Source organism: Bremerella cremea, from assembly GCF_003335505.1.
Classification (GTDB): domain Bacteria; phylum Planctomycetota; class Planctomycetia; order Pirellulales; family Pirellulaceae; genus Bremerella; species Bremerella cremea_A.
Genome location: NZ_QPEX01000045.1, coordinates 213,697 through 229,984, shown reverse-complemented (window position 1 = coordinate 229,984; position 16,288 = coordinate 213,697). Strand labels below are relative to the sequence as shown.

The 16,288-nt window shown below is 53.3% G+C and carries 14 protein-coding genes; 5 read left to right on the top strand and 9 right to left on the bottom strand.

Translation table 11 applies throughout. From position 1 onward, the window contains the following. Positions 1 to 66: 66 nt before the first annotated feature. From DTL42_RS21760 to DTL42_RS21735, 6 genes are all read right to left on the bottom strand, one after another. Positions 67 to 507: a hypothetical protein gene (locus tag DTL42_RS21760; protein WP_114372145.1), complete on the bottom strand. Its 441-nt coding sequence runs from the start codon at positions 505 to 507 to the stop codon at positions 67 to 69. A 585-nt stretch (positions 508 to 1,092) separates the two neighbouring features. Next, positions 1,093 to 1,728: an HAD-IA family hydrolase gene (locus DTL42_RS21755; protein WP_114372143.1), complete on the bottom strand. Its 636-nt coding sequence runs from the start codon at positions 1,726 to 1,728 to the stop codon at positions 1,093 to 1,095. Between the two features lie 59 nt (positions 1,729 to 1,787). Then, on the bottom strand, positions 1,788 to 2,381 hold the full coding sequence (locus DTL42_RS21750; protein ID WP_114372141.1) for a hypothetical protein: 594 nt from the start codon (positions 2,379 to 2,381) through the stop codon (positions 1,788 to 1,790). 377 nt (positions 2,382 to 2,758) lie between these two features. Next, the gene (locus DTL42_RS21745; protein WP_105350582.1) at positions 2,759 to 2,959 is read right to left on the bottom strand and encodes a YjfB family protein; all 201 of its coding nucleotides are present in this window, start codon (positions 2,957 to 2,959) and stop codon (positions 2,759 to 2,761) included. Between the two features lie 222 nt (positions 2,960 to 3,181). Continuing rightward, positions 3,182 to 4,885: a VWA domain-containing protein gene (locus tag DTL42_RS21740; RefSeq protein ID WP_114372137.1), complete on the bottom strand. Its 1,704-nt coding sequence runs from the start codon at positions 4,883 to 4,885 to the stop codon at positions 3,182 to 3,184. Positions 4,886 to 4,897: 12 nt separating this feature from the next. Beyond that, positions 4,898 to 6,337 (bottom strand): magnesium chelatase, encoded by a 1,440-nt coding sequence (locus tag DTL42_RS21735; protein WP_114372135.1) that lies wholly within the window; start codon positions 6,335 to 6,337, stop codon positions 4,898 to 4,900. 504 nt (positions 6,338 to 6,841) lie between these two features. Here DTL42_RS21735 and DTL42_RS21730 point away from each other — a divergent pair. The 3 genes from DTL42_RS21730 (at position 6,842) to DTL42_RS21720 (ending at position 9,141) form a co-directional block, all read left to right on the top strand. Further along, the gene (locus tag DTL42_RS21730) at positions 6,842 to 7,534 is read left to right on the top strand and encodes a hypothetical protein (protein WP_114372133.1); all 693 of its coding nucleotides are present in this window, start codon (positions 6,842 to 6,844) and stop codon (positions 7,532 to 7,534) included. Next, the gene (locus DTL42_RS21725; RefSeq protein ID WP_114372131.1) at positions 7,531 to 8,298 is read left to right on the top strand and encodes a hypothetical protein; all 768 of its coding nucleotides are present in this window, start codon (positions 7,531 to 7,533) and stop codon (positions 8,296 to 8,298) included. The genes DTL42_RS21730 and DTL42_RS21725 overlap by 4 nt, the downstream gene beginning before the upstream one ends. 72 nt (positions 8,299 to 8,370) lie before the next feature. Continuing rightward, positions 8,371 to 9,141: a hypothetical protein gene (locus DTL42_RS21720; RefSeq protein ID WP_147274399.1), complete on the top strand. Its 771-nt coding sequence runs from the start codon at positions 8,371 to 8,373 to the stop codon at positions 9,139 to 9,141. Between the two features lie 62 nt (positions 9,142 to 9,203). On the opposite strand, the gene DTL42_RS21715 is transcribed toward DTL42_RS21720, so the two are convergent. Then, positions 9,204 to 11,132: a hypothetical protein gene (locus DTL42_RS21715; RefSeq protein ID WP_114372127.1), complete on the bottom strand. Its 1,929-nt coding sequence runs from the start codon at positions 11,130 to 11,132 to the stop codon at positions 9,204 to 9,206. A gap of 280 nt (positions 11,133 to 11,412) precedes the next feature. Between DTL42_RS21715 and DTL42_RS21710 the strand changes: the two genes are divergently transcribed. Further along, on the top strand, positions 11,413 to 12,816 hold the full coding sequence (locus tag DTL42_RS21710; RefSeq protein ID WP_234824308.1) for an HD domain-containing protein: 1,404 nt from the start codon (positions 11,413 to 11,415) through the stop codon (positions 12,814 to 12,816). A gap of 521 nt (positions 12,817 to 13,337) precedes the next feature. Next, positions 13,338 to 14,765, top strand: a complete 1,428-nt coding sequence (gene purB / locus DTL42_RS21705; RefSeq protein WP_114372125.1) for an adenylosuccinate lyase — start codon at positions 13,338 to 13,340, stop codon at positions 14,763 to 14,765. Positions 14,766 to 14,938: 173 nt separating this feature from the next. Here the strand turns inward: purB and DTL42_RS21700 are convergent, their stop codons facing one another. Continuing rightward, positions 14,939 to 15,445: a Fur family transcriptional regulator gene (locus DTL42_RS21700; protein WP_114372123.1), complete on the bottom strand. Its 507-nt coding sequence runs from the start codon at positions 15,443 to 15,445 to the stop codon at positions 14,939 to 14,941. A gap of 254 nt (positions 15,446 to 15,699) precedes the next feature. Further along, entirely contained in the window at positions 15,700 to 15,978 is a 279-nt protein-coding gene (locus DTL42_RS21695; protein ID WP_114372121.1) for a flagellar biosynthesis anti-sigma factor FlgM, read from the bottom strand. Positions 15,979 to 16,288: the final 310 nt, after the last annotated feature.

Here is a 16,288-nt window from a genome sequence, read left to right as displayed (position 1 = left end):
AATAAATAAATGAGGACTCTAATATCGAAAGGTAGAAGTTGTTTGGTTTGGGTGAGTGCTGGTCAGCTAGGGAATCGCCAGGACAAAATGGTTTTCACCACCATCTTCAATGGTGACCGTTTCCTCACTTTTGGTGTTCCAACTGGCGGGAATTCGGTCGGGGGCCAATTTACGAGAATCGCCAGGAGCCTCGTCCGGAGTGACGGGAGTTGCCGATTCATCCGCGCTGGTGATACGGACCTTATAGGTTCCCGGCGGCAAACCTCTTTCTTGAGGAAGCGTGAACTTGCCCTGTTCGATGCTGGCTCCTCCCGGTCTGCCGGTGGTTTGATCAACCGGATCGAAAGAAATGTTGCCGGTGTCTAACGCCACATTCTTCAAAGTGACTTCTCCACTGACTGCTTGACGATTCAACGGATCGGACGGTCCAAAACATCCGGTCAAACTGACGGCAGCAAGGCCCAAAAAGAAGATGGACCAGTGGAAACAATGTTTCGTGTAAGGCATAGAGAATCCAACCTTATGCTTAGAGAGGAGAAGAGAGTGGGGCAAAAGATGTCACGTGGCATCATTGCCTGGCATCTATGATACCGCAGTTTAAAAGCAATCAAGATGCCAATTTCAAAAAACAGGAAAATTCATAATGTCGCCCATGTGGCTTTGCATGATCCTCCATTAAGTCTGCTTGTTTCATCTCACTGCGAAACAAAGGGGAGCATTAAATGATTGACGTATTTTGATCCATGAGGCGAAGGCAGAAATGTGATACGAAATAGCGTTGCCTCCTGGTTTGAGCGAGAGAATACTCCTTAGCCTGTCGTCGTACTGCGATCTCGTGCAATCTGGCGGTGTGCGCGGTGAGGCCATGCGGCAATTGGTAGTGAGATTTCCAACCAAGTTGCTATTCAAAATGGTTATGTTGTTCTCTCTGACAATTATCCTGCAAAGCGCAATGTGAGACGTAAGAAGTTTGGCGAGCGGCTTCCCTTTCTGCCACAGTGTTAGGCAGCGTTGCCCAATTAGGTAACGGGAGATGAAGAGGAGCAGCGGGTGGTGGCTAGAAAATGGCCATCAGCACCGGCGCTTTTTGGATCAGCGAAGATCTAGCGATAGTTCCTGCAAAAGCGATGGCAGTCGTTTCATCTCGCGGAACTCGGTGACTTCGGGCGAGGTGTGAGGAAAGCCGTAACGTAGAACGCGTATCCCGGCTGCTAAGGCTGCGACCACGCCGACATCGCTGTCTTCAACCACCACGCACTGCTGAGGAGTAACGTTCATCGCGTGAGCTGTGTGCAGAAAAATCGCTGGGTCAGGTTTCCAGGTGTTGATCTCGTAGCAGCTGAAAACATTCTGGCCGAAGTAATGATCAATGCCGCAGACGTTCAAGGCCAGCTGAATCTTGGCTGGCGGTGCGCTCGAGGCGACTGCCAAGGGAAACGTTAGCTGCTTGAGCATCTCTACCACGCCAGGCATTGGCTTTAAGTGGGTACGCATCCTGGCGGAGGCATGGTCGCGATAGTGATGTTCAAAGTCGGCAGGCAACTTGCGATTTAGCCGACGCTCGACATCGGCCAAGATGGTGGCCATTCGTTGACCGCGATAAGCTGCGATGAGTGTTTCTAGCGGGGCGTCCAACTCGGGCAGCAATTCCAGAAGCGATTCGGTACCCAGCGTTTCGCTATCGACGAGTGTGCCGTCTAAATCAAAGATCACGCACAGGTTCGACATCGAAGTTCCTAGGCAGCAGAGAGAGCCAGGCGAGAAGCAAAACGAATCGCCACGAATGCTTACCAAACACGACGCGGAGAACAGGCCGCGAGTCGTTTCGAGGCCAAGCGTGGGTGAGCCGGCGAAGTGCTGAGCTTGAGGCGATTTTCTAACTGAGCCGATGCGACAACCTCGCTAAGGAGGAAGCAAAGCTGATCGCCGGTCGTGGTCGTGACCATATCTAGCAGGCCTAACGGGGCATGTACGAGATGTTGTTTCTCGACGTTTGCACTGAAATAAGCCAGTAAATCATGGCGATCCGAGAGGTACGTTACCTGGTAAGGATCGTGCGGCGAGCCATCCCCTGTTTCTAGAAGCCCTTGCAGCAAAGACTCAGTGACGAAACGTTCTAGCTCGGCATCGTCTGGACAACCCATTTGCTGGGCTGCGATCGAGGCATAAAGATGTGCCGACGGGCTGGCAACCCAACCAAACGGCATTAACTCGGTCTGCTCGAACATCTGCTCGTAGCAACCGCGTTGGCATAGATCGGCCAAGTGATCTACAAAGCTGCCTACCGCACAGTAGTCGGCATCCACTTGAACTTCCTCTTGGAGTTTGAGAAAGCCAGCGCGGCTTGGTGCTTCGAGAAATGCTTGGTAGTGATCGATCATTCAGAGCCTTCAGAACGTGTTCGCTAGGGAGCAAATTCGCGGGTTCGTTTTCCTACGCGTTGATCTGCTTTTGCGATTCGCAAACACACACAAGTGTGTCACTCTTCTTTAGACTAACGACGACGTTTTAAAAACGCAATAACTTACATCTTGTTTGTCGCGTGATTTTGTGGCACGCGAGGTTCGTTGAATCGTCAACCAACACGCACACCCCATGCATAACGAACCATAGCTTCTCAATGCGTGGTGGCAACTAACTAACGTTGCGCGGCGAGTAACATTCGCGAATTGTTTCCTGGTTATCAAGAAACAGAAACGCCGCGAGTCGACTTTTCAACTCGCGGCGGCAATCGTTTTTCAAACTTGATTTAACTCGCTTAGCCGCTGGTGTTAATCAAATTACCAGTGCCAGGCGACTTGCTGATGCGGGCGGCCGATTCAATCAGCTGCACAGCGGCATCCCCTTGTAGTTTTTGTGCGTCTAATGTCTTCTTGGCGACGGCAATATCGACCTGATTCTGCGTTTGAGATTGCTGAATCGCCGATCCTGCTGCGGCAATGCCTTCCACACTTGTCATGTTCTGCTCCCGAAAGTCACTTCTATATTCTTGCTGGCAATGCTGACCGCAAGAAAAGGTGAGCATGCCGTATCCAATTCTTCGGCAATTTGTCTAACCAAGCTTGCCGAAAAGCAGAGCGAGACGAAGTTGTGCTTGTTTTTCCGTTTGAAAGGCGCAGATTAAGCGTTTGAAAGCGGTATTCCAGGCAAATACCGACGTCAGATCGTAGAAACCGCAACCCTAGCCCAGCACTTCCCGTTTGCGGTTCACGTAGTCCCATATCACGTAGCGGTCTAAATCTTTGCCGGCGGTGAAAAAGACGCGTCCCTTGGTTGATTCCGCCAGGCGGTACGCAAAACGAATGTCTTCTTCACTTTGCGACCAACTGGGGACCAAAAACATATTTATCGTGATGCCTTGCTGCTGGCACAACTTTCCTTCTCGCATCGTGGCCGCTTCGGTTCTGGGATCTGGGGGGTAGAGCAAAAAGAGCTCAGAACCCTCGAAATGAGCGGTCGGGAGGCCGTCGGTAATCAAAATGATTTGCCGATTAGGTGTGTCCTGGCTGCTGAGGAACAAGCGAGCTTGCTGCAATGCGTGCTGAATGTTGGTGAAGTGGGGCGGGATTCGATACTCACTCACCTCTGGCTTGCTCATATCGGCCCTTAAACGCACTACAGGGTCGTGAATGGTGACTGGCTTAGGCAGCAGACCGATCACTTCCCCAGGGGCAACCGGCTTGGCGAACGAGTACATTTCGATCATCTGTAGGAAGTCGCCAGGGAATTCGCTACGGATCAGTCCCTGCATGGCCAAGGCCATCCGTTTGACGTTCGCGTACTGGTAGTCGTAACGCATGCTCCCGCTCATATCCATGATGACGCAGGTCGCACACTTAGGGTTGTTTTTCGTTTTATGGATAACGATGTCGTCGCTGTGCATTCGCAGTGGACGCTCGTTCCCTTGGCGCAGCATGGCATTGATCAGCGTTTGGGGGATATCCATATTCGTGAGCGAGTCGCCGAACTCGTACTGCTTGGTCGATTGCAGTTCAACCGCCCCCTCCCCCACAATAGGCCCTTGATGGCGACCGCTGCGGGAGGCTTGGAGATTACTGAAGATCTTCTCGAGTAATTTCCCCTGAAAAATCTTGTACGCTTGCGGCGTTAGGTGGATGTTCCCTGATTGATTGGTCAGGCCTTGTTGTTCGGCTTGCTCGCGAAGGTACTGTTCGACTTGACGCTGCAGTTCCATCAACTGCTCGATTTCGCCTGGGTCGGCGTACTCCGAGAGCTGCTCCATGTCGATGATGCCGATCTGAGCATTCTCTTTGGCTTGTTTAAGTTGTTCCAGCAACTCGTCAATCTTCTCCAGCTCTTCCTTGACCTCAATCGCCTTGTCGATGGTCAGCGGCGTACGTCCGGTGAAATGGTAGTTGGCCGCTAATTGATCGACTTCGTACTTGCGGCTTAAATGCTCGACCAATTGCACAAGCTGCCGCCCGAAGAGAGAACGCTCGTCGTCTAGGCTAAACCAGACCCGTTCCAGGTCGTACAACTGTTCTTGGTCGAAGCCAAGTTGAAACCGCTCGCGGAGCGGCTTGGGGGCCTCCATCGGCTCGCCATGGTCGCGGTATGCTTTTTTGGCGGAACTTTGGGCGGCGTCGGTTTCGTACGTTTCTAAGATCTTCCGTTTGCGTTCCTCCAGCATCTTGATCAACGAATCGATGCTCGGCCCTAATCCCGAAATTTGACTCGGGTCGATTTTGACTGCGTTGGCCAACTGTTCTGGCGTCAGTTCGTACTCGTTGCCGAACATCAACCAGTGCTCCATCGCCGGCGAAACCATATCAGGCGGTGGTTGCTTGGGGCTGGGGAACTTGGCGGGATCGTACTTCTGGTAGGTATGGATGATCCCGCCAGGCATCTGTTTGTTCTTGGCCATGAAGTTCTCGTTTTACTCAAACTCGTAGGTAATCTTACCGTGGTGCTGCGCGCGGCTGATGCGATCTAACGCGTACAAACCGGCCAATACAAACTCGACGCAGGAAGCTCTCATCGCCGGGACTTCCGAGGCGTTTACCTCGAAGGCCCGATCCCAAACTGGGGGAACACGTTGCAGGCGATCGGTGTAATGCGAGGAAGGCAACAAGTCGCCGACCTCGATCTTCACCCCCTTCTGGAAGATCTCGCCAATCTGCTCTAGGCCGTGCTCTTGGATGTACTCTTGAAAGACGGTACCAACCGCTTCGGCAATCAACGCGTCGAGCACCTGACGTTCTGACATCTGGTGGCTTCCCATCATGTCGAGTTCCAGCTTGCCGAGGCTGGACGCGTAGATGTGCCCCAAATCGCTCAGACGCACCACCGAAGGCTTCTCGCCGAGCAGAATGCCGCGATGCCGGGCCGAGGCAATCACCGTGGCATAGTTAGCAATGCTAAAACGGGCGCTGACGCCTGATTGTTGATCGACAAACTTGCTGCGACGGGCCGCTTCGGTGATTTGCTCTAAGACTTCTTTCATGAAGTAAGGGATCACTACCGGAAATGGCCCCTCCATGTTGACGTCAGCTTCCTGCTCCATGATCTGAATCCCAATATCGCGTTGTCGCGGATAGTGGGTATGAATCACCGAGCCAATCCGGTCTTTAAGCTGCGGAATCACCTTGCCGCTACGGTTGAAGGTGGAAGGGTTGGCCGAAAAGAGCAACACCAAGTCGATGTCGAAGTTCACCGGGTAGCCGCGGATCTGCACGTCCCGTTCTTCCAGCATGTTGAATAGCCCGACCTGGACCAGTTCGTCCAGCTCTGGCAGTTCGTTCATCGCAAAAATGCCCCGGTGCATGCGGGGAATGAGACCGAAGTGCAACGCCTCTTCCGTGCTCATGCTAACTCCCCCGGCCAACTTGGCGGGGTCGATCTCGCCGATCACATCAGCAAACTTGGTGCCGGGAGCCAAACGCTCGGCGTAGCGGTCTTCTCGCTTCCACCAGGCGATTGGAATATCTTCGTCGGAATGCTCTGCCACAAACTGTTTACCGGACGAGGTAATCGGATGATACGGATCTTCATGCACCGGGCAGGCAGGAATGTTGAGATAAGGGATTGCCTCGTCGAGAAAACGAACCATCGTCCGCATCATGCGACTTTTTCCCTGCCCTTTTTCCCCTAGAAAGAGCATATCGTGCCCGGCAAGCAGCGCCAGGTGGATTTCCGGCAGAACGGTGTCTTCGTAGCCGATCATGCCGGGAAAGGTTTCTTCCCCGTCGGCCAGCATCTGCATGAAGTTCTCTTGGATTTCCTGCTTAACGGTACGCGACTGCCAGCCGCTTTCCTTCAACTGTTTGAGATTCTCAGGTCGGGATGGGGCATCGGTTAATTCGTTCGAGCTTGTCACTATCAGGTCTTTCCCGCAGATTCTCGGATTATTGGAACTCCCGGAATTATAGCGCAGTTAGCCTAAACGCCAAGCTTTTGCGATCATCCGGGGTCGATCATCCCAAGATAGGCCTTTTGCGGACGCTTAAAAAGCCAGGCCAACCAAGTCAACCTTGTGCGTGCCGAAAAAGCTCCGTACGCGTGGAAAAGACACTCGTGAATAGCATTTGCAGCTGCCCCGACAATCAAGTGTACAGCGGGCTTTGGCTCAGATAGGCTAAGGAGACTTGAATGAAGCTTATGATGCCAACCGAACAAGGGCGATCTGCGTTATTGAGGTCTGTGTCACCAATCCAAGAGGGGCGACCAACGGAAGCCCCGGATTCGTGGCAAATCGGTCCGTTGCTATGTTGGATTACCGGCGCAGAAATCTATAATCCTGAAATTCGTGGTGAGCGCGTTTGAGTTGTTTGCGTATTAAGTAAGCAGACATTCATACCTTCCCTATATGTGGGATCGCTACATGTCTTCAGAGACATCTCCGGAAACTGAAATCGAACTGGAAACGGTCGACGAACGCCCGCAACAGTTTCGTTTGCTCGACATGATGATCGGTATGACGATCGTGGCGATTGTCTGCGCGCTTATGGCTCCCCTGTTTCGGATGATGGTGGCCGAGAACCGGTTGCCGGTATTTATCATCTTTCTCGTTCAAGCGATGGTCACGGCGGGGGCAATCTTTTATGCCTCTAGCCGACGCCAGAAAATGCTGGTTGATGCTGGCAAACGGATTGGCCTGGGATACAACGGGCGATTGCCTGGCAAGTTTTGGCCTCAAGTGGTGAACTTCGGCGCGATGGCTTTTCTGGCGGTGATGCAGTTTGGCTTGACGTTGTTTCTGGCCATGGACAGTTTTCCTTGGTTTTTGATGGCTCAGCAGATTCAACTTGGCATCTACAGCGGCATGATGTTGTCGCAATTTCGCTGGGGAAGAACTCCTGGGACGACCGAGTTCTTTGAACAAGGGGTTGTCCTGGGCGGTTTCCATTTGGTGCCGTGGTCATACGTAGTGCTTCGCCCTAGCAAAATGGCCGAAGATCGATTAGTCATGGTGATGAAATCGCAATCAAACAGCATCGGGGGAACAACCTCGACCATCCAAGTCAGCGATTCGTTGCGAGATTATCTGCTGACCCACCATGGGGAAGCAGCATGAGTGTTTCCCCTCGTGATCCCTTGGCGATCGAAGCGGATGATCCGTTCGATGTGCCGCGTAAAGCCGAGTTCGATCCGGTTGTGTTTCACCTGAGCGACTTGATTGGGCTGGTGGCCTGGTTTGCGATCTTGTTTGCGTTGATCCGCCCCTTTGGGCCGATGATTCCCCTGCAATTTCAGTTCATGATGATGGCGGGGATCGCCATTCAAATGACCGTCTTCTTGATTTCGGTAGCCTCTCAATCACGCGCTCGGCATCATGCGATGAACTTGGGAAAAAACTGGCTTGGCATCTCGGTCGGAGGGCGTGTGTGGTGGTTTTGGCCTCGAATCGTTGTTGGCTTTGTGGCGATTTCGATCATCATAATTTTTCAGTTCTTCATCTCGATCTCCCTGGCATTTTTCTGGACCCCAGGATGGCTGCTCTCTGTTTTTAGCTTGTGGTTGCCGTGGGAGAGTGGGAAGAATTTTGCCAAGCTGCGGTTTGGACACATGAACAAAGCGATTGAATTCTTCGAGAACGGAATCATCGTCGACTCAACCCAGTTCGTTCCCTGGGAACAAGTCCGTCTGAAGTGGTGGCCATCGGTAGCGGAGCAACTGACGGTGATCACCTACCTACCGAAAGGATCTCCCATTGCTACCGTCTACGAGGTCGGCATCTCCTCTCAGTTGCGAGGTTTGCTCCAGCAGCAAGGCGTTTTGATGGACGAGAACCTACGAGGCGAAGCATATGTAAAGCCGGAGCTTTGGGAGAGCGAATGAAGCGTTTCCTTCACGTAGACGACTCCATATCGCTTGTGCCTGTTTGGAAAACCACTCATGTTTGGGAATTCAATGGAATCAGACCCCTTGATTGCCGCAGACCAACCCTTGCCGCTCGATCAACGGCACCAGTTCCAGTTGATTCACTTGTTGTGGCTAATGACGGCGGTGGCCTTCTTTTGTGCGTTGGCTGCGCCGCTGATACGGGCGATTGAGCCTGGCCAGCATCTCACGTTTTTGGGGCTGTTCGTGGTTCAACTGGCGATCACCGGCGCGACGGTCGGGTATTACTCGGCTCGCCGCGTTCAGGTTATCCGCTCGATTGGCAAGCGGATCGGGATTGGTTATCCCGGGACGATTCCAGGCAAGCATTGGCCGAAGATTATCAGCGGCGTCACGCTGCTGGCGTTTGCTTTGTTCCAGTTGACACTTGCTGTTGTGCTAACCGTGGCTATGCCAAATGAAGCGGCACCAATCGCCCTTGCCCCTTTCTATGCCCAACTAGCGTTCTTCACGGGATCGACGCTAACGCAACTTTTTTGGGGGCGTAGTCTTGGGGCGACCGAGTTCTTTGAAAAAGGAATCGTTCGTGGAGCCTTTGAGTTGATTCAGTGGGAAACGGTTACGGTACGTAAGAGCCAGTTTATGGAAGACCGAATCGTGATCACCGTCAAGCCAAAACTGATCTATATTGACGGATTGCCTACCCAGATGGCGACTTGGACAACCTCGCTGCAAGTCCCGGAGGACTTGCGAGACTATCTTTTGGCACGCTATCCGGAAGGCCCCAAGCCGCAGCTCAAACAGATTTCGACCGCAATTGCTTATTCGCCGGAGAGATGAAGGCACGAAAAAAGCCTCGGCGAACCGAGGCTTTACTGTATTTTCGTTTGGCGACGGACGTGTTACTTCTTCAGCATCAAGCCAGAAATGTACCAGCCGTTGTTTTCAGTGCGTGCGTACGAACCGGAGGGGCCGAGATAACCTTCGACTTGGGCGAAAGGAGGCAGCTTGCTGGCATCGATTTCCTGCTTTCGCGTGGCCGTTTCGTCTTCCTGACCGAGGCTCCAGAGTTGGTTGATCACCTTGCCAAGGGCCGATTCCGATTCGGGCATCTTGCCTTGCTGCATCAATTCGTAAGTGACCCGAGCCGCTTCGTCCGTGCGGACAAAGTGACGGAAGCTATCAGCGCCACTGCCAATTTCAGCCAAAGCTGCTTCGATTGCCAAGTAGTCAGGAGTATTGGCTAGTAGTTCCGCGTTCGGGCCAGCCAAGCGGGTTTCGATGGCTTTGCGAATGACTTCCTTGTTGTTGGCAAAGAAGAGCCAATCATCCATCACCGCGACCGAAGCGTTCGGCACTTTCGGGCCGACCTGGTTGGCGTTGAACTGGTGGTTCACGACCATCGCATCTGGAAAGCCTGGCCCGCTGATCACGAGTGTCGGGATTTCCTCTTCTTCTTCGTGGATCTCCCAGATCTCGTACTTGTCGCCAACCGAGTGTTTTTCGGCGTTGGGATCTTGTTCCATGATCTGCGTAACGGCCGCTTTCACAGGGGCAGCATTCAGCAGGTGCACAGCCACCAGGCGTTGTTCCGATTGCGGTGTGATAGGCTGCTTCACGTCGACCAGCATGCACACCTTGTTGTCCAAGTGATTGACAATCTGGGTGACAACGTCCACGCGAGGGCCCGCTGGGTCGGTCTTCAGACTGTCGATCAATTCGTCGAAGATCTCGTCGTCAGCGTATTCGTTCACGATTGTTTCGCTGTACTTGAAAGCCGCTTGAATGTTCCAGCGGAAGTCAAGGAAGGTGGCCAGCTTAGCGGGAACCCAATTGTACGTCTGAAACGATTTGTCGTTGGGGAATTCCAGCACGCGGGCCCCCAAGCGGAAGCGATCTCCGCCTTCGGCGCCGGGATCTTGCGGGGCGTAAATGAATGTGCTGTGAACCATTTCGGCTTTGAGGTTGGCTTTGTTCACCACGAAGTTGACGTAGCCACCCAGGCCTTTAACGGCGTCGAAACCTTGGTTACGCAACAAGTGCAGCATGTCGGTGCCACGCTTTTTACGGCCTCCTTGCTGCGAGCGAACCACTTCCGCGTAGCCGAACGGTTCGACGAACCACTCGAAATCGTAGCCATCTGCCATGCGGCCAGTAGCGGCTCGTTTCAAAACGGCTTGGAAAGCTTCCAGCGAAGCCAGGTTGTCGGCTTTGGCAGCGGCCATCGCTGGCAGAATGTAATTCAGCGTTGGCAGCGAGTCGGTCGCGATCAGCAAGTCTTGGTGGACCACATAGTAGGCTTCTTGTGGGCCGATTTCGCCAGCTTCTTTGGGCAGGACGAACTTGGTGACCTGAGTGCCCATCAAGTTAATCTTGGATTCTTTTGCACCGTTGGCGATTTGATTTTGAGTGATCTTGGCCAATAAGGCATCGACATTGGCCTTCTTGCCGGTGACATCCACCGTCAGGACCACGCCGTCCGTCTTCTCGCCACTGGGCTGATTGGTCGCAAAGCAGATTTCGCCAGCGTACACATCTTTCAGATCTTCCAGCGTGATTCCCAGCTTCACCCCGCCAGCAATCAACTTTTGCTTGATCTGATCTTTCAGGTCATCGGTAAACGGCTGCATGACCGGATCGGCCATCAACTTGCCGATCTGGGTTTCATCGAAATTGGCAGCAGCCTGATCGTAATTAGGGATCGAGACGTAGCTCTTGGTGGTATGCGGAAGAATAGAAGCCGCTGGTGGTGCAGCTTCACTCTGCTGCTGAGCAAAAGATAAAACACCTACGGCGAGTAGGACGAACCGGGCCCAGCGTATTTGTACCATCACTATGTTTTCTCCTCCGCCTTGAGTAATGCGGATTTCCCCAAAGGGTTGCCTGATGTTCATTCGGGAAAATCCGAGGTGCTATTTCTATCGGCTACTGCGGTTAAAATTCCAAACTCGGAACTACCCAGGTTCCGTACTTTCACCCGCAAGACAGCTATGGATTTCCGTTGAATGTAACAGTTATACCAGTTAACGAACTTCCTTGATTCTGCGAAACTAGCGAATCTGGTGCAAGCTCTGCTAGCCTCAATGCCCCATTCAACCCAAAGGAGTAAGGGTGAATCTGGATAAATTTGCTGCCGAAAGTCTCTGCTACGACCCCATTCATGGTTATGTTCCCTTTGTTTCGCTCGGAGAATCGCCCGACGAAGTCACTGAACGGGATGTTATCGACCATCCTTGGCTACAGCGGATGCGTCAAATTCATCAGTTGCAAACGGCTTGGTGGGTCTATCCGACGGCGGAACATACTCGTTTTCAGCATATTTTAGGCGTGATGCACCTGGCCAGCCGCTTGGTGAACCAGTTGTATCCCAGCTTGAAGACGGCATGCCCCGATGCCCCCTCGCGTGGCTATGTCGAATCGCTACTCCGCATGGCTGGCCTGCTGCACGATGTCGGTCATGGGCCATTTGGACACTTCTTCGATAGCCATTATCTGCAAGGGTACGGATTAACCCATGAATCACTGGGGGCTCATATTATTCGTACTCAGCTGGGGGAAATGCTGACCAAATTACGGCGAAACCCATTTTCTCAGTTGGAAGAGGAAGAGCAGCTCGATCCGGAGCAAATTGCCTGGATGATCCAAAGGCCCCAAGCTGGCGATGCCGCGAACCGACCGAAGTGGCTGGTCTTTTTGCGGAGTCTGCTGTGCGGGATCTATACGATCGACAATATGGACTTCGTGCTCCGCGATGCCTACATGACCGGCTACAGCCAGCAGTCGTACGATTTGGAACGGCTGATTCGCTATAGCTTCTTCACGGAAAAAGGGCTGACGATTCACGAGCGAGGCATGGCCGCGTTGATCCGGTTCATGAATGTCCGCGCCGAGCTCTTTCAAACGGTTTACTTCCATCGCGAAGTCATTGCGATCGACAAAACGTTAGAAGATTTGTTCGCTGCTAGTAAGCCGTGGCTGTTGCCAGGCAACCCAGTCGAACACCTTGATGCTTACCGAGGCTTTACCGAATTCAGCTTGCTGGTCGACGCGCCACGCTGGCAGCACTCCAGCGACCCACACCAAGCCGAAATCGGTCGTCAGTGGAACGATCTGCTCAGCCGCAAGATTCCCTGGCGTTTCATCTGCGAACGTTCGCTTCGTTTCGACGAAGGAGAAAGCCAGGAAACGACTATCTTCCGTAGCGAAAGCTTTGCTGCCGCCGCGATTCGCGATGTGCTGCCAGCCGAGTTAAAAGAAATTCCACTGAAGATCGCCCTCAATCGAACCGTCTTCCGCCCCAACACCCGTGGGCCGAGTGATCACCAAAACTTCCTATACGATTCAGCTCAGAAGAAGATCAAGGAACTGACGACCGATAAGATCTTCCGCTCGCTCCCGGTTAGTCGCCTGGTTTGCCGGATTTACGCCCAGGACTTGTCGCTTGCCCCGCAACTTGCTGCGGCCCTTGATCGTTTGGTGGGGAATCATGCGGTAGATGATTTGACGAATATGTAGTTCGCTGTGGTAGTTTCGCGCGGCTCCAGGTCGGGTCGCGCCAACGATCACGCAAACCACTGGCGCTTGGCTGGAATACGTTCCTTAAGAAGTACCAAGTCAGGCTAAGCATGATGAACACAATCGAAACCAGCATGACGGCTGTTAGCATGGCGAATGCTGGGTTTTCGTGAGCGAGCGAATGTCTGGCAATCCCTAGCGTTACACCAAGTAGGGCCATTCCGCCAAGCAGTTTGCCGAGCGAGAAGCGGGTTCTAAGCAGCAGCCTGGGAAGGTCGCTCCAGGGGACCAATACAATAAAGATCACGACCATCAGTAGGAATGTGGTCAGCAGAAAGGTGGGAATTCTGCCTAACATGGTATTCTCCGAAGCGACAAGTGGAGCGGCTGCGTTTACTTATTCGTTGCAGCCTCGGTTTTCTTGCGTACCGAGCACACGTCAGGCCCTGCCGAAACGGTCTATTTTGCGTTAAAATCAATCGATTCCATCGCCCATTCGATTGTAAACAGGGATTTGCCACGTGTCGCACGAACAATACGAAAACCCGTTGATCTCTCGGTATGCCTCGCGAGATATGAGCTTTCTGTGGAGTCCCCAAAAGAAGCACTCGACCTGGCGGCGGCTGTGGCTGGCCCTGGCCGAGGCTGAGCAAGAGCTGGGGCTAACGATTGGAAACGACCAGCTCGAAGCGATGCGGGCACACCTGGACGATATCGATTTCGACCTGGCCGCAAAGCACGAGAAAAGCCGTCGCCATGACGTGATGGCCCATGTCGAGACATTCGCCGAGGCTGCCCCGGTTGCCAAGCCAATCATCCACCTGGGGGCAACGAGCTGCTTTGTCACCGATAACACCGATTTGATTCTGCTGCGACAATCGCTGGAACTGGTTCGTGATCGCTTGGTTCGCACGATCGTGCTGCTGTCGGACTTCGCCAAACAGTACCGCGACCTCCCCTGCCTCGGCTTCACGCACCTGCAATCGGCTCAGCCAACGACTATCGGCAAGCGTGCCACCCTGTGGTGCTACGACTTGGTGCTCGATCTGGAAGAAGTCGAACATCGCCTGGCCCAGTTGCGGTTCCGCAGCACCAAAGGAACCACCGGCACCCAGGCCAGCTTTCTGGAGCTGTTCCAAGGAGACCACGCCAAGGTCAAGCAGTTGGAAAAGCGGGTCGCCGAGAAGATGGGCTTCGATCAGGTGTACGCCGTCACCGGGCAAACCTATTCGCGAAAAATCGATAGCCAAGTGCTGGACTGCCTGAGCGGTATCGCCCAAACGACCCACAAAATTGCCACCGACCTACGAATTCTGGCCCATCGCCGCGAGGTGGAAGAACCGATCGAAGAAAACCAAATCGGCTCGTCCGCCATGCCCTACAAGCGGAATCCAATGCGGAGCGAACGCATTTGCGGGCTGGCTCGTTACGTGATTAGCAATCAGGCCAATGGGGCGAACACCTTGGCAACGCAGTGGATGGAACGCACCTTGGACGATAGCGCCAACCGACGCTTGAGCTTGCCACTTTCGTTCCTGGGGATCGACGCGATCCTGATTATTCTGGCCAATGTCTGCAAAGGAATGGTCGTTTACCCAGCGCTGATTCGCCGGCATTTGGCCGAAGAGTTGCCGTTCATGGCGACCGAAAACCTGATGATGGCCGCTGTCGCAGCTGGGGGGGATCGCCAAGATCTGCACGAGAAAATTCGCGTCCATTCACGCAACGCCGGCGCACGAATCAAAAACGAAGGGCTCTCGAACGATTTGCTTGATCGCTTGAAGGAAGACCCTGCGTTCCCTGAGTTCGATGCCGCGGCGGTTTTAGAACCACTGCAATATGTGGGACGTGCCCCTGAGCAAGTCGACGACTTCCTAGCCGATGTCATCCAGCCAATTCGCGATCGCTATCCGAACGTTTCGCTCGAAAACGAGGAGCTGAAGGTCTAATAGCCTAACCGCATTGAGCCAGGTAGGGTCCGCTGTGCGGACCACCAATCCGGCTTAAATTGCCGCAATAGCCAAAGAAAACTAAGGCGTTTCGGTCCGCACAGCGGACCCTACGCAGAGGCAGGCCTGCTTTCTGAGCACTGAAAACATCAAACGATCGATCGCCAGGTCGATCAAATTAAATCGATTCGCCGCTTCTTCCGGCGCGATTTCTTTTGGCATTCTTCGCAGACACCGTTAATGATGAAACGGTGTCCGGTAGCGCGGAATTGGTGCAGGCGAGCCACTTGGTCGCGTAGTTCTTTCAGTTCTGCACTTTGGAACTCGATCAGGTTTTGGCATTGGGTGCAGTAAAGATGGTCGTGATCGGGGTAGCCGTAGTCGTGTTCGTAAACGGCACGACCGCCGATTTCCATTTTTCGTAGTAGGCCAGATTCGACCAGTTCGTTCAGGGTGCGATAGACCGTAGGACGACTAACACGATCAGCCCCCTTGCTTTGGTGGGAAAGCTCATCGATCAAGGCGTCAGCATCGAAGTGCTCGTGATGGCTGAAGACATGCTCGATCAGGATTCGCCGCGGCTGCGTAATCCTCTTGCCCTTACTTTTGAGGTATTCCTCAAACCGCTCTATTGGGGAAAGAGCGACGTCAACGGCTTCCAATGCAAACGGGTCTGACATGCGAGTCTCAATAGTGACAATAAGGGGCACCGCTTTATTGAGACTGAATTGCTATTGCTATGTAGTTGCGGAGTAAAGGGATACGCAATAACGTTGGCTATCAGTCTCAATATGGAATTCTAGGTTATAGTTGCCCAGGTACAACCCCTATTTACCTAATTGAGATATCCTTGCTGTCACGAAAAAAACGGCCAGTTTCCTTGATCGGAAACTGGCCGAGGCGTGGGTCTTTTTTTAGCGTAAGTGGTTGCTGCTTAACCGATTTCGTCGAGTAGCCGTTCCAAGGCCAAGTCGAGCTTGTCGTCGGTAAGGTAAGTCCCATCGGCGATTTGGGCTTTGATCTGAGCAACACGATCAGCGCGAATATCCGGAATGTCCTTCACCTGGCTGGCGAAGTCGGCTTCGTGCGAGATGTCGAGTTCATCCACAGTATCAAACTGCGGACGCTGTTCGATCGCCGTAGCTTGGTGGCTGCGGTGTGGACCTTGGATGGTTTGGGCCGGGTGGACTGCGGTTGGGCCATTAATATGCATGGTAAATCCTACTCCCTTTGGACGTCGTTTTGCTCAAAGCTGTGGGTTGTTTGGGTCGGCTTAAAGCAGGCGTCCCGAAAAATCATGACCGGAATCGGAGGTCTGGGTTTTCCCTAATCGTTTTGCCTGGCTTCGTCAGGCAAGCGCTGGGAGGCAGTTTCCCTACCTCGCAAATATAGTTCATTGGCGTCTTCCATGTAGCCGCATTCCGTGTCAGGTCTAGCCCATCCGTGTGAAGCAAGTGACTCACGGCGAAGTGATTGTTAGGAAGTACCCTACTTATCGACTTGCTAGCACTGGAGGTTCAGCC

What these genes read in the sequence shown, in the direction of transcription:
- DTL42_RS21760 (WP_114372145.1), bottom strand. Translation starts at nt 507, where the DNA reads ATGCCTTACACGAAACATTGTTTCCACTGGTCCATCTTCTTTTTGGGC.
- DTL42_RS21755 (WP_114372143.1), bottom strand. Translation starts at nt 1,728, where the DNA reads ATGTCGAACCTGTGCGTGATCTTTGATTTAGACGGCACACTCGTCGAT.
- DTL42_RS21750 (WP_114372141.1), bottom strand. Translation starts at nt 2,381, where the DNA reads ATGATCGATCACTACCAAGCATTTCTCGAAGCACCAAGCCGCGCTGGC.
- DTL42_RS21745 (WP_105350582.1), bottom strand. Translation starts at nt 2,959, where the DNA reads ATGACAAGTGTGGAAGGCATTGCCGCAGCAGGATCGGCGATTCAGCAA.
- DTL42_RS21740 (WP_114372137.1), bottom strand. Translation starts at nt 4,885, where the DNA reads ATGGCCAAGAACAAACAGATGCCTGGCGGGATCATCCATACCTACCAG.
- DTL42_RS21730 (WP_114372133.1), top strand. Translation starts at nt 6,842, where the DNA reads ATGTCTTCAGAGACATCTCCGGAAACTGAAATCGAACTGGAAACGGTC.
- DTL42_RS21725 (WP_114372131.1), top strand. Translation starts at nt 7,531, where the DNA reads ATGAGTGTTTCCCCTCGTGATCCCTTGGCGATCGAAGCGGATGATCCG.
- DTL42_RS21720 (WP_147274399.1), top strand. Translation starts at nt 8,371, where the DNA reads ATGGAATCAGACCCCTTGATTGCCGCAGACCAACCCTTGCCGCTCGAT.
- DTL42_RS21715 (WP_114372127.1), bottom strand. Translation starts at nt 11,132, where the DNA reads ATGGTACAAATACGCTGGGCCCGGTTCGTCCTACTCGCCGTAGGTGTT.
- DTL42_RS21700 (WP_114372123.1), bottom strand. Translation starts at nt 15,445, where the DNA reads ATGTCAGACCCGTTTGCATTGGAAGCCGTTGACGTCGCTCTTTCCCCA.
- DTL42_RS21695 (WP_114372121.1), bottom strand. Translation starts at nt 15,978, where the DNA reads ATGCATATTAATGGCCCAACCGCAGTCCACCCGGCCCAAACCATCCAA.